The organism is Flavobacterium sp. 2755 (assembly GCF_031455715.1).
Classification (GTDB): Bacteria; Bacteroidota; Bacteroidia; order Flavobacteriales; family Flavobacteriaceae; genus Flavobacterium.
The window spans coordinates 126,105-139,400 of sequence record NZ_JAVDTG010000012.1 but is presented as its reverse complement, the minus strand read 5'-3'; the positions used below and the strand labels follow the sequence as shown (position 1 = coordinate 139,400).

Below are 13,296 nucleotides of genomic sequence, written 5' to 3'. Positions count from 1 at the left end.
AATTTTAGAAATGGCTTATCTTTGTAAAAAACAAAAATGTAATGAACAAAAAAGTTATCCTTATGATTTTAGACGGTTGGGGAAAATCTCCTGACCCTAAAGTATCTGCAATAGACAATGCAAATGTTCCATTTATAAATAGTCTTTACAAAAATTACCCAAGCGCGCAATTGCGTACCGACGGATTAAACGTAGGTTTACCTGAAGGTCAAATGGGAAATAGTGAAGTTGGGCACATGAACCTTGGTGCCGGAAGGATTGTATATCAGGATTTAGCAAAAATTAATTTAGCCGTAGCGCACAAAACACTTGCCAAAGAACAAGTGTTAATCGACGCTTTTACTTACGCTAAAAACAACAATAAAAAAGTACACTTTTTAGGATTAGTTTCTGATGGAGGTGTTCACTCACATACTTCTCACTTACGTGGATTAATCGACGCTTCGCAAGAGTATGGTTTAGATCAGGTTTACATTCACGCTTTTACAGACGGACGTGACGTTGACCCAAAATCTGGAGCAAAATACATTCATGATTTAGATGAATATATTAAAGATACTCCGGTAAAAATTGCTTCTATCGTGGGTCGTTATTATGCAATGGACCGTGATAAACGTTGGGAACGTGTAAAACTGGCTTACGATTTAGTAGTTAACGGAGTTGGAATTCCGTCTACAAATGCCGTAGCAAGTGTTCTTGACAGTTATGCACACGATGTTACTGACGAATTTATCGAGCCTGTTGTGATTGTTAATGAAGAACAAAAACCTTTGGCAACTATTATTGAAGGCGATGTTGTTATCTTCTTTAACTTTAGAACAGACAGAGGACGTGAACTTACTGAAGCGCTTTCTCAGCATGATTTCCACGAGCAAAACATGCACAAATTGAACTTGTATTATGTAACGCTTACCAACTACGACGAAACGTACCAAAACGTAAAAGTGGTTTACAATAAAGATAATATCACTGAAACGCTTGGTGAAGTTTTAGAAAAAGCGGGTAAAAAACAAATCCGTATAGCTGAAACAGAGAAATATCCACACGTAACTTTCTTCTTTTCTGGTGGTAGAGAAACTCCTTTTGAAGGCGAATCAAGAATTTTGAGAAATTCTCCAAAAGTTGCTACTTACGATTTACAGCCAGAAATGAGTGCTTACGAATTGGCAGACGCTCTTGTTCCTGAATTAAACAAAGGTGAAGTTGATTTTGTTTGTTTGAACTTTGCAAACGGAGACATGGTTGGACACACGGGAATTATGAGTGCTGCAATTAAAGCTTGTGAAGCAGTTGACGCTTGCGCGAAAAAAGTAATCGACGCTGCTCTTGCAAACGACTACACTACAATCGTTATTGCTGATCACGGAAACTGCGAAACAATGATCAATCCTGACGGAAGTCCAAATACTGCGCACACAACAAACCCAGTGCCTATTATTTTAGTCGACAAACAATTGAAAAATATTCAAGATGGTGTTCTAGGTGACATCGCTCCTACTATCTTAGAATTAATGGGAGTGCAGCAGCCAAACGCAATGACTTGTCATTCGCTTTTATAAAAAACACTTAAATTATTTTTAAACCATATAAGTGGTATAAGTTCATTTAATTGAAGCGCTAAAGCTTTATTAAACTTATATTTCTTATATGGTTTTTATTTTTATATACCCGTTTTGTCACCCTGAGCGAAGTCGAAGGCTTATGGAACGAAAAAGGGCTTCGACTTCGCTCAGCCTGACATTCGTGTGCATTGAGAAATATCAAACAATAAAGTAATGATAAAGCTGTTCAACACCATAAATTACAAGCCCGATAATACCGCCAACTAAAGTTCCGTTGATTCTGATGTATTGAAGATCTTTTCCTATTTCCAGTTCCAGTTTTTCAGAAACCTCTTTTCCGTCCCAGCTTTTTACGGTTGACGAAATTAAATCTCCAATTACTTTTTTATTGTTTAGAAGAACCGATAACAAATCATTTTTGATAAAATTATTGATTTTATCAATCATAATGGTGTCTTCTTTAATACCATTCCCAAAAGTTTGAATTAAACCCGAAACACTATTTTTAATGGAAGATTCATCGCCTTTGTTTAAATCATTCGTTATCGAAAGTTTTATTTCATCCCAAATTCCGTTGATGTAATCCTGAACTTCTTTTTTTCCGGCAAAGCTCAAAATCATATCGTTGATTTTAATTCGCATTTCTTCGGAGTTTTTGACTTTCTCTAAAAAATTAAAAATATACTCATCAATCTTTTGGCGCACTGCGCTGTCTGGTTTTTTAGCTTCATTTAAAAAATCCTGCAAACCATTAAAAACACCTTCGGTAATACTTTTATCGGCCAGTCCAAAGCTTAAAAACGGAGTCGAAGCTTTTACTTTTTGTCTGATTAAATCTTTATTATTAGTCAATTCGCTGCTCATCACTTCCAGAAGATTCGTCAGCATTTGATTTTTTAAATCACCTTTTTGTAAAGGCTCTAAAGCAACTGCAACCCAGTCACCAAAGTTTATTCCTTCCAGTTTTTCTTTGAATTGAACCTGAATAAATCTTTTTACATCTTCATCTTTTATGGTTCTTAAAATTCCGGGAATAATATTTACTGCAACAACACTGGCAATTTTATCTGCATTTTCTTCCTGCGAAAGCCACTCCGAAGCTTTTGTAGCAAAGTTGAATTCATCGAGTTTAATTTCCAGTTTTTCCCGATTCAGGAATTCTTCTGAAACAAAATTTCCCAAATTCTCTCCAATTTCATTTTTCTTCGTCGGAATAATAGCTGTATGCCAAATCGGAATCCCAAGCGGATGACGAAATAAAGCTACAACCGCAAACCAATCGGCAATTCCACCAACCATTGCCGCTTCGCTAAAAGCCTGCAGTATTGGAATTTTAAAATAAATAGCAATGATAAAAAGAAGCACCGCAAAACCTAAAAGCGCCAAAGCACTTGCCTGCATTTTCCTTAAAGCTTTTATTTTAACTATATCTTGATCTGTAGCAGTTTCCATGATTATCACATTTTACTACTAATTTATGGCTTTTTTCTGAGATATTAAATTAAATAAGTTTGCCACGAATTTCACGAATTTTCACTAATTGCTTTGTTTTTAAAAATTCTGCTAAATTATAATTCGTGTTAATTGGTGAAATTCGTGGCCAAAAAAACCTAATTCGCAGCGAAAAATTTTAGACAAAAAATAATATTAAAATTGTACTTTTGCGAACTGAAAATCTGAAAAATATGATTATCCAAAAAACGAGAGAGGAAATCGAATTAATGCGCGAAAGTGCTTTGATCGTATCGAAAACATTAGGAATGATTGCTTCTGAAATTAAAGAAGGAGTTACTACATTATATCTGGACAAATTAGCCGAAGAATTCATTCGTGATCACGGTGCAGTCCCTAGCTTTTTAGGATTGTACGGTTTCCCGAATTCACTTTGCATGAGTCCGAATTCTCAGGTCGTACACGGAATTCCGAATAATACACCTTTACAAAGTGGTGACGTTATTTCGGTAGACTGCGGTGCGTTCAAAAACGGATATCATGGAGATCACGCTTATAGTTTCGAAATTGGAGAAGTTGCTCCAGAAGTTAAAAAACTTTTGCAGATAACTAAAGAATCTCTTTACGTTGGGATTAGAGAATTTAAAGCCGGAAATCGCGTAGAAGATGTTGGAAATGCGATTCAAAAATATACAGAATCTCACGGTTACGGAGTTGTTCGTGAATTGGTTGGACATGGTTTAGGTCAAAAAATGCACGAAGAACCTGAAATGCCAAATTACGGAAAACGTGGCCGCGGAAAACTTTTCGTTGAAGGAATGGTGGTTGCAATTGAGCCTATGATTAATATGGGAACAAGAAACATCAAACAACATAAAGACGGCTGGACAATCACAACTGCTGATGGAAAAGCAAGTGCGCATTTCGAACACGATGTGGCGTTAATCGATGGCAAACCAGAATTATTATCGACTTTCCAATATATCTACAAAGCTTTAGGAATCGAAAGTAACGAAGAAGACGAATTCAGAAAAGTGCCGTTAGTATTATAACACGAATTTCACGAATTTGCACGGATTAATGTTGTGGTGAAATTTCACGGATTGAAAGATTGAATGAATGATGAGTGAATTATATTTAAAAGATGAATCCTATAAAATTATTGGGATTTGTATGGAAGTCCATAAAATATTAGGAAAAGGACATAGTGAAAAGGTTTATGGAGATGCTTTAGAATATGAATTTCAACGAAATGAGATTCCTTATAATCGTGAATTAAGATATAATATTGCTTACAAAGACATTGTATTACCAAGTTACTATTTTGCAGATTTCGTTATTTTCGATGAAATTATTTTAGAGCTGAAAGCAATTACAACATTAACAACAAGTGAAATCAAGCAGACATTAAATTATTTGGCTGCATCAAAAAATAAATTAGGCCTATTAGTCAATTTTGGAGAAGACAGCCTTAAATACAAAAGAATAATACTATAACCCAAATCAAAAGTTCGTGAAATTTCACCACAACATTAATCCGTGTCAATTCGTGAAATTCGTGTTCAAATTTATTTAACCGTGAAAAAACTTTTTAAATTAGTACTTAATACAATCCCGCGTCCATTATTAATTCGTTTGAGTTATGTAGCGCGTCCTATTTTAGCTTTATCATTAAAAGGAAGTAGATTTACTGATCCTATTGACGGAAAAAGTTTTAGATCTTTTCTTCCTTACGGATACGGAAAGCAGCGTAACAATGTGCTTTCACCAAGTACACTTTCTTTAGAAAGACACCGTTTACTTTGGCTGTATTTAAACGATCAGACTGATTTTTTTACAGCACCAAAAAAAGTACTTCATTTTGCTCCGGAACAAGCTTTTTACAAAAGATTTCGCAAGCAGAAAAACCTGAATTACACGACAACCGATTTGTTTTCCCCTTTGGCAGATGTAAAAGCAGATATCTGTAATTTACCTTTTAAAGACAACGAATATGATGTGATTTTATGTAATCACGTTTTAGAACATATTCCGGATGACACAAAAGCGATGCAGGAATTATTCCGTGTTTTAAAACCTGGTGGAATGGCGATTTTGCAGATTCCACAAGATTTAAACCGTGAAGTTACTTTCGCAGATGATACAATTACAGATCAAAAAGAACGCGCTAAAATATTTGGACAATACGATCACGTTCGTATTTACGGACGCGATTATTTCGACAAATTAAGAAGCATTGGTTTTATTGTAATTGAAGAAGATTACACCAATAAAATTGCACCAGAATTAGTAGAAAAATACTGTTTGGCAAAAGGCGAGATTATTCCACTTTGCTTTAAACAGGAAAACTAATTTTTTTCACCATATAAGTGATACAAGTTCATTTTAAAAGAGTTTTCAAATTATTGATATTTTGAAAACTCTTTATTTTTTAGCCCAATTCCTAATTTACAAGCCAACCAAATCCCTAAACCTTGGAACCTACAAAATCATTTCAGTTCTGTTTTGACATCAGTTTTGAAAAAAATCTGAATGTTTATATTCCAACATCCTACATCGTTGAGAATACCGATGAAATCAAATATCTGGACAAAAAAGCAACCGCCGGAATAATTCAAAGCTTCGGAATTGTTTTTGACGATTTAGATTCGAATACAAAAAAAATACTGGCTGCCTGCGAGTCTTTAAAACCTGAATTTATATTCAAAAAATTCAGTACCAAAATCAAATCGGCAAAAACCATTGCTGATTTACAAAAAGATTCTAAAATTGAGTTTGCAATCCGTCAGCATTTAAAATTAAATCTTAGTTCTTTTTACAGCCTAATTGTTGAAGGACAATTTCCGTTGTCGATAAACATTGGCCCTGAAAAAGATTTTTATCGTTCGAGAGTTGATATCAGTCTGCTTTATTTTGAACCTCAAATTCAATTTGACAAACACGCGGAAGGAATTACCTATACCCTTTCTTTAAAAGAAAATGAAACTGCTTTTTCACCAATGGAAAGCAATGTTGATATCCTTTTGGACGAACCGGGCTGGTTAATTATCAATAAAAAATTAGGTCAGTTAACAGCCCTTAATGCTAAAAAACTGATGCCTTTTTTAAAGAAAAAATCAATTGAAATACCTTCAAAATTAGTTGATGATTACTTTAAGAATTTCATTCCCGAAATAGCCAAAAAAATTGATATCGAGGCAACAGGTTTTGAAATTGATCAGCGTGATGAAATTACTTCCTGCACGATTCAGCCGATTTACGATTTCTTTAAAAACTGTTATTACCTCAACCTTTATTTTGATTATAACGGTTATTCATTTGACGGAAGTAAAACAAAGAAAACACATTCGTTTGTAGATTTCAGTGTTGCCAATGAACCTAAAATAATTCAGTTTAAACGAAATGCTGATGAAAATTTGTACGTCGATAAATTAACCGAAATTGGTTTAATAAAAATCAAAAACGAGTTATTTGAATTGAATTCTGATGCTGAAACTTCTGATCCTTATATCAACATTCAATTAATAATTGATAATAAAGAAAAGCTGGAAAGTTTAGGTTTTAACATTCAAAATTTAAAACTTGAAAGCAAAGAAATTATTACTTCAAATCATACCGTTTCTGCATCAAAAGATACAAACGGAGATTGGTTTGACATTAAAATTATCATTACAATTGGATCGTATACAATTAATTTCAGCGAAATTATTCCGAATATAAAAAGCAAGGAAAGGCTTTTTCCTTTGCCGGATGGAAATTATTTTTTGATTCCGTTAGAATGGTTCAGCAAATACAGTTCGCTGGCAAAACTGGCCAAAATAGAAAGCGGCACTTTACTTTTACGCAAAAGTAATTTTACGGCTCTTGATGCTATTGCAGAAATCAAAGACGATGTAACTTATAAAGCTGAATATGTGGCTTCCGATTTATTAAAAGCAACTTTAAGACCGTACCAAATTGATGGTGTAAAATGGCTTTTAGGACATTTTAATTCGAATTTGGGCGCTTGTTTGGCGGATGATATGGGACTTGGAAAAACATTACAGACTTTAGCTGTTTTGGTTGCCGTTCAGGAACAATTAGGTTTTACGACTAAAACTACCAATTTTGATTTATTCGCAAATGAAACTACTATAGAAAGAGAACCATTAAAAACTTTGATTGTTTTGCCTTCTTCATTGGTTTTTAACTGGTACAACGAATCTGCAAAATTCACTCCGCATTTTTCAAAAATGCAATATGTGGGTAATGACAGAAAACAATTAGCCGCAAGATTAGCAACAACTGATTTAATTTTTACCAGTTACAGCATTGTTCATCGTGATATTTCAATTTTAGAAAAATATGATTTCCGCTATTTGATTTTGGACGAAAGTCAATACATCAAAAATAAAAATTCTAAGATTTTTAAAGCCATAAACAAAATAAGTACGGGTCATAAAATTGCTTTAAGTGGTACGCCAATCGAAAATTCGCTGGACGATTTATGGTCGCAAATGCAGTTTATCAATCCGGATATTTTGGGAACTTATAATTTCTTTGCTGAAAATTTTAAAATTCCAATTGAGAAAAAGCAGAATGAAGACGTTTTATCAGAATTAAAAAATCTGGTTCAGCCTTATATTTTGCGAAGAACCAAGGAACAGGTTTTAAAAGATTTACCTGAATTATCAGAGCAGATTTATTATTGTGAAATGGATCCTGAACAGGAAAAATTATATGAACAGGAAAAATCAAAAGCGCGTAACTTTTTATTAAAAATGGATGGTTCAAGTCCGGACAAAATCAGCATTATTAATACGCTGATGAAGTTAAGACAATTGAGTAACCACCCCAAAATGGTGGATCAGGAATCTGAAATTGATTCCGGAAAATATATTGCTGTTACCAATTATTTGGAAAATTTAGTCAAAGCAAAACAGAAAGTAATCATTTTCAGTTCGTTTGTTACCAATTTGAATTTTTATACAGATTGGTGCAAAGAAAACAAAATAGCCTATTGTGAAATTACCGGTGAAACACCTGCTAGCAAAAGAGAACAACAGGTAAAACTGTTTCAGGAAAAAGAAGAACCATTATTATTTTTTATTTCGCTGAAAGCGGGAGGTGTTGGTTTGAATATTACAAAAGCTTCTTATGTTTTATTTTTAGATCCATGGTGGAATCCTTTTGCAGAAAAACAAGGAGTTGGAAGGGCGCACCGAATTGGGCAGCTGAATAAAGTAAACGTTGTTCGATTTATTTCGAAAAATACGGTTGAAGAAAAAATCATCAAACTACAGGAAAATAAAAAGCTTTTATCTGATTCTCTTTTAGAGGAAAGCTACATAAATGATGAGATCGAAGCTAATTTAGAATACATTTTAAATTCTTAATAAATCACTTCATCCAATAAATGGCATCTTATTACGTTTAATAAAATTCTTATATTTACAATCTTACAACGTAATAAGATGCCAAAATTTTTATATCAAAGTCTGCTTTTGTTTTTTGTTTTTACTTTCGCGAAAGCTCAGGAAATACAAACTGAAGTCGTTCCTCCATACAATATCAAAACCGTTACTTTTGTTCAGAATGGCAATAATGTTGTTCCGATATTTGAATTGAATTCTACTTTTGAATTTCAGTTTGATGATTTATTTGGCAACGAAGCCAATTATTATTTTGAAGTCACACATTGCGATTATAACTGGAAACCAACTGATATTCCGAAAACAGATTACATAAGAGGTTTTGACGGTCAGAGAATTACAGATTATTCGAACTCATTTAATACGCTTCAGGTTTATTCGCATTACCGACTGTCATTTCCAAATCAATTTACAACTCAGATACGTTTATCAGGAAATTATATCCTGAAAATTTTAAATGAAGATAAAGAAGTTATTTTCTCTCGAAAATTCATCATTTACGAAGAACATTGTACAGTTGCGGCGCAGGTAAAAAGAACCCGAAACCTCAGCAATATTGACTACAAACAGAATTTAGATTTTTCGATTGCTTCTAATGATATTACTTTTCAGACTCCAATTCAAAATGTAAAAGTTCTTTTATTACAAAACGGAAATTTCAACACGGCGATTAAAAATATTGCACCACAATACACGATTGGAAATCAACTGGTTTATAAATACGATGCTGAAACGCAATTTTGGGGCGGAAATGAATTTTTATATTTTGAAAATAAAGACATTCGTGCAGCAAATAATAACGTTGGTAAAGTTGGTGCTAACAACGATATTTACAATGCTTATTTGTATACAAATGCTGCAAGAGGAAATCAGATTTATACCAATTATCAGGACGTAAACGGTAATTTTGTTGTAAAAAATATAAACGGTTCCGACAACAGTATTGAAGCTGATTATGCCTGGGTTTACTTTTCGCTTTCGGCACCGGCTTTCAGGCTTAACAAAGACATTTATGTTACGGGAATGTTCAATAATTACAGCCTTTCACCAGAATATAAACTGGATTATAATACGGATAAAGCCGTTTTTGAAAAAGCAATAATGATTAAACAGGGTTTTACTAATTTTCAATACACCGTTGCCGATAAAAAAGGTAATATAGATAATGAAAATGCCGTTGACGGTAATTTTTATCAAACAGAAAATGAGTACACTATATTAGTTTATTACAAAGAAAGTACTGATCGTTATCAAAGAGTTATAGGAAAAGGTAATGCAAACTCCATAAACATAGTTAATTAAAACATTGTTAAGGTTTTAGGAATCCTATTTTTTTTTCGTAGCTTTGTGCCTATAACTCACACAGATTTACTAGGTTAATATGGTTTCTCAAATTACACGAGGCATAAAAATATCGGTTCTAACTAGTTTTGAAGGCACTTACTTCAAGAACTACAAGATTCACTTTGCTTTTAGTTACGTGGTTACAATCGAAAATCATAGTAAAGATTCTGTTCAGTTAACTTCTCGCCATTGGGAAATCCACGATTCACTAAACGACTTAGATATTGTTGACGGTGAAGGTGTTATAGGTAAAAAACCTGTTTTAAAACCAGGTGAAAATCATACTTACAGCTCTGGTTGTTTATTATCATCTCCTTACGGTGCTATGAAAGGTCATTTTAATATGATCAATTTCACTACAACCAAAACTTTCAAAGTAATTGTGCCAACTTTTAGAATGTGCGCTCCATTTGCATTGAATTAATTCAGCGTTTTATTTCTATTACTTCTTCCTTTGTTATGGCGTATACTTGGTCATTTTCTTCGGGAATTAGATAAAAATTTCCTGTAAATTCTCCAAAAGAAGGAAAAATCATTTGATGCGGTTTTCTAAAAAAACAGGATAAACTTAAAAACTGTCTGCCCAAACCTTTTAGTTTTATTCCGGGATGAATGTGTCCGCAGAAATTAAAAAAGTTTTCTCGTGTTGTAGGATGATGCGTTAGTAGAAAATCATCGATTATCAATTCTTCGTAAATTTCGATATTTAAATCGGCGTAGTTTTTTTTTGAAATAATATCATGATTCCCTTCCACTAGAATAATCTGCTGAGAAACGGTTTTAGTCCAATCTGCAAAAAAGTCCCATTCGCTATTGATTTTACTGTGGAATAAATCTCCCAGAAAAATAATCGTTTCAGAATCGAATAAACTCAAAACATCATTTAATCTTGCGAAATTTTCCAAAACCGCTTTCTCCGGAATTGCCATTCCGTGTTTTCTGAAATGTGCAATTTTCCCCAAGTGCAAATCAGAGATAAAAAGGATTTTCTTTTCTTCCCAAAAAGCTGCTCCGGATTGATGCAAAACGAAATTTTGATTGTTGATACTGATTTTCATAATTTCTTATTTCATATAACTCGCGGTCATTTTTTTAATTCTTTCCTGCAATGTTTCACTTGATATTTTTTCCCTTAAACGATCTGTAATGATTGGGAAACTAAACGGCGTTGGTTTATTGCACTGTTTCCAGACAATATTCTGGCTGTTAATTCTTTCCATGGCCTGAATTAAACGTCCTTCTTCTAACTGATGTTCAAAGGTTTCGATAAAAGCCTGCTGCAATAATAAATTATCGGGTTCATAATCCCTAAAAACTTCAAAAAGCAATTGAGAACCGCTTTGTAAATGTTTGGTTTTAACTGGTTTTCCGGGCATTCCGGTAAAAACCAAACCCGCGATTACGGCAATATCACGAAATTTTCGGCGCGCCATTTCGGTAGCGTTTAAGCTTTTCTGCAAATCATGATGTACATATTCTGTAGAAAATAAATTATTATCAAAAACAGACTGCATGTCGATTTCCTGATCAGAAAGGAGTTCAAATCCGTAATCATTATAAGCCAGCGAAAAAGTGATTGGCGACAATAAACTGATTCGATACGAAATTAAACTTGCCATTGCTTCGTGAACATATCTTCCTTCAAAAGGATAAAATATAGCATGAAAACCTTCGCGTGTTTTAAAAGTTTCTATTAAAAATTCATCATTATTAGGCACAATACTTTCTTTTCTTTGTCTGTCAAAAATAGGTTTTAGTGCTTTTAATTCGGGAGTTAAATTATCTGTGTTAGCTGTGTATAATTCTTCCCGAAGCAATTCACTCATTTGTGCTGATAACGTCATTCTTCCTCCCATCCAGCTTACGACTCGAGCCGTTTTCTTTGGATCCGCTTTTCGAACTAAAACCTGCATATTTTTAATTTGAAACAATTCGAGTCGTCTTCCGGCAAAAGTAAAAACATCGCCTCGCTGTAATTTTGAAGCAAACCATTCTTCGACAATTCCAATAAATCCTCCGCTTAAAAATTTCACATTTAAAACTGCATCGCCCACAATTGTTCCCATTTGCATTCTGTGATGCATGGCAATAAAACGGCTGTTAATTTTATAACGTCCGTCTTCTTCAATTTCTACTTTTTTGAATTCGTCGTAGGCTTGTAAACTCTGGCTTCCGTTTGTGATAAAATTTAAAATCCAGTTCCAGTTTTCTTTCGTTATGTTTTGATAACAGAATGTTGTTTTGACTTCTTCATAAATTTGATCAGGAAAAAATCCGTCAGAAACAGCGAGCGTATTTAAATATTGCACCAAAACATCCCAGCTGTTCAAATACGGCATTCGGTCTTCGACAACCGTTTTTGCAACCGCTTTTTTTAACGCCGAAGCTTCGATTAATTCCATTGCATGTGTAGCGAGAAAATAAATCACACTTTCTTTTCCCGGCTGATGTCCGCTTCGTCCCGCTCTCTGCAGAAACCTCGCAACGCCTTTTGGTCCGCCAACCTGAATTATGGTTTCAACAGGCGCAAAATCGACACCGAGATCTAAACTCGAAGTACAAACTACCACTTTTAGTTCTTCGTTTCTAATGGCATCTTCCACCCACAAACGGGTTTCTCTGCTGATGCTTCCGTGATGCATTGCCATTTCTCCGGCAAACTCGGAATATCTTTCTAAAATAGCCTGAAACCAAATTTCGCAGGCTGAACGTACATTCGTAAAAATTAAAGTCGTTTTACTTTTTCGGATGATTTTTGCAACCTCATCGATTAAATGCAAACCCATGTGCCCGCGCCACGGATAGGTTTCCATTTTTTCAGGAAGAATTGATTCTATCTTAATTTTTTTATTGATATGTGCTTTTATTAATACCGAATTATGATATGCTTCCGTATTATGTCCTAGTAAAACTTCTTGTGCTAATTCGAGATTACCAATTGTGGCCGAAATTCCCCAAATACGCATTTTTGGCGCAATTGTTTTTAATCTTGAAAGCGCCAATTCCATTTGCACGCCTCGTTTTGTACCCATTAATTCGTGCCATTCATCAACTACGATGGCACCGCAATTGGCAAATGTTTTTTCGTATTGTTTTGATGCTAAAAGAAGTTGTAAACTTTCGGGCGTTGTAATTAACAAATCGGGCATTTTGTTTTTTTGCTTCGTTCTTTCGCTTTGCGACGTATCTCCAGAACGAATTCCAACGGTTAACGGCAAATCTAAATCGGTAATAATTCGCTCTGCGGCTTGTTTTATTTCTACAGAAAGTGCTCTTAAAGGTGTGATCCAAATTGCTTTTAATCCGGGTTTGTGCTTGGTTTTATAATCGGGATTTTTTTTTAGGTAATCGAGAACTACAGGAAACCATAGGGCGTAAGTTTTCCCGCTTCCGGTTGGCGCGTTTAATAAACCGTTTTTTCCCTGCAAAAAAGCTGTCCAGGTTTGCGTCTGGAACGGAAAAGATTTCCAGCCCTGACTTTTAAACCAGTTTTCGGCTACTACATATAATTCGTCCCTGTTCATATT

10 protein-coding genes are annotated in these 13,296 nt (G+C 34.3%); 7 read left to right on the top strand and 3 right to left on the bottom strand.

From position 1 onward, the window contains the following. The first annotated feature begins 41 nt into the window (after positions 1–41). Complete coding sequence (gene gpmI, locus J2Y38_RS22300) at positions 42–1,559, top strand: 2,3-bisphosphoglycerate-independent phosphoglycerate mutase (protein ID WP_053472057.1); 1,518 nt, start codon at positions 42–44, stop codon at positions 1,557–1,559. Positions 1,560–1,760: 201 nt separating this feature from the next. Here gpmI and J2Y38_RS22295 read toward each other — a convergent pair whose 3' ends face one another. Further along, on the bottom strand, positions 1,761–3,014 hold the full coding sequence (locus J2Y38_RS22295; RefSeq protein WP_309846999.1) for a DUF445 domain-containing protein: 1,254 nt from the start codon (positions 3,012–3,014) through the stop codon (positions 1,761–1,763). A gap of 233 nt (positions 3,015–3,247) precedes the next feature. Between J2Y38_RS22295 and map the strand changes: the two genes are divergently transcribed. From map to apaG, 6 genes are all read left to right on the top strand, one after another. Further along, complete coding sequence (gene map, locus J2Y38_RS22290) at positions 3,248–4,066, top strand: type I methionyl aminopeptidase (protein ID WP_053472055.1); 819 nt, start codon at positions 3,248–3,250, stop codon at positions 4,064–4,066. Between the two features lie 70 nt (positions 4,067–4,136). After that, the gene (locus J2Y38_RS22285) at positions 4,137–4,511 is read left to right on the top strand and encodes a GxxExxY protein (protein WP_309847055.1); all 375 of its coding nucleotides are present in this window, start codon (positions 4,137–4,139) and stop codon (positions 4,509–4,511) included. An 81-nt stretch (positions 4,512–4,592) separates the two neighbouring features. Continuing rightward, complete coding sequence (locus J2Y38_RS22280; protein ID WP_309846995.1) at positions 4,593–5,366, top strand: methyltransferase domain-containing protein; 774 nt, start codon at positions 4,593–4,595, stop codon at positions 5,364–5,366. A 122-nt stretch (positions 5,367–5,488) separates the two neighbouring features. Continuing rightward, positions 5,489–8,389 (top strand): DEAD/DEAH box helicase, encoded by a 2,901-nt coding sequence (locus J2Y38_RS22275; RefSeq protein WP_309846993.1) that lies wholly within the window; start codon positions 5,489–5,491, stop codon positions 8,387–8,389. Between the two features lie 78 nt (positions 8,390–8,467). Next, a complete protein-coding gene (locus tag J2Y38_RS22270; RefSeq protein WP_309846990.1) occupies positions 8,468–9,727 on the top strand; it encodes a DUF5103 domain-containing protein in 1,260 nt (419 codons plus the stop codon). Positions 9,728–9,806: 79 nt separating this feature from the next. After that, positions 9,807–10,193, top strand: coding sequence for a Co2+/Mg2+ efflux protein ApaG (gene apaG / locus J2Y38_RS22265; RefSeq protein WP_073489142.1), 387 nt, complete (start codon positions 9,807–9,809; stop codon positions 10,191–10,193). Position 10,194: 1 nt separating this feature from the next. Here the strand turns inward: apaG and pdeM are convergent, their stop codons facing one another. Then, the gene (gene pdeM, locus J2Y38_RS22260; RefSeq protein WP_309846988.1) at positions 10,195–10,827 is read right to left on the bottom strand and encodes a ligase-associated DNA damage response endonuclease PdeM; all 633 of its coding nucleotides are present in this window, start codon (positions 10,825–10,827) and stop codon (positions 10,195–10,197) included. Positions 10,828–10,833: 6 nt separating this feature from the next. Beyond that, on the bottom strand, positions 10,834–13,293 hold the full coding sequence (locus tag J2Y38_RS22255; protein ID WP_309846985.1) for a ligase-associated DNA damage response DEXH box helicase: 2,460 nt from the start codon (positions 13,291–13,293) through the stop codon (positions 10,834–10,836). Positions 13,294–13,296: the final 3 nt, after the last annotated feature.

What these genes read in the sequence shown, in the direction of transcription:
- gpmI (WP_053472057.1), top strand. Translation starts at nt 42, where the DNA reads ATGAACAAAAAAGTTATCCTTATGATTTTAGACGGTTGGGGAAAATCT.
- J2Y38_RS22295 (WP_309846999.1), bottom strand. Translation starts at nt 3,014, where the DNA reads ATGGAAACTGCTACAGATCAAGATATAGTTAAAATAAAAGCTTTAAGG.
- map (WP_053472055.1), top strand. Translation starts at nt 3,248, where the DNA reads ATGATTATCCAAAAAACGAGAGAGGAAATCGAATTAATGCGCGAAAGT.
- J2Y38_RS22285 (WP_309847055.1), top strand. Translation starts at nt 4,137, where the DNA reads ATGAGTGAATTATATTTAAAAGATGAATCCTATAAAATTATTGGGATT.
- J2Y38_RS22270 (WP_309846990.1), top strand. Translation starts at nt 8,468, where the DNA reads ATGCCAAAATTTTTATATCAAAGTCTGCTTTTGTTTTTTGTTTTTACT.
- apaG (WP_073489142.1), top strand. Translation starts at nt 9,807, where the DNA reads ATGGTTTCTCAAATTACACGAGGCATAAAAATATCGGTTCTAACTAGT.
- pdeM (WP_309846988.1), bottom strand. Translation starts at nt 10,827, where the DNA reads ATGAAAATCAGTATCAACAATCAAAATTTCGTTTTGCATCAATCCGGA.
- J2Y38_RS22255 (WP_309846985.1), bottom strand. Translation starts at nt 13,293, where the DNA reads ATGAACAGGGACGAATTATATGTAGTAGCCGAAAACTGGTTTAAAAGT.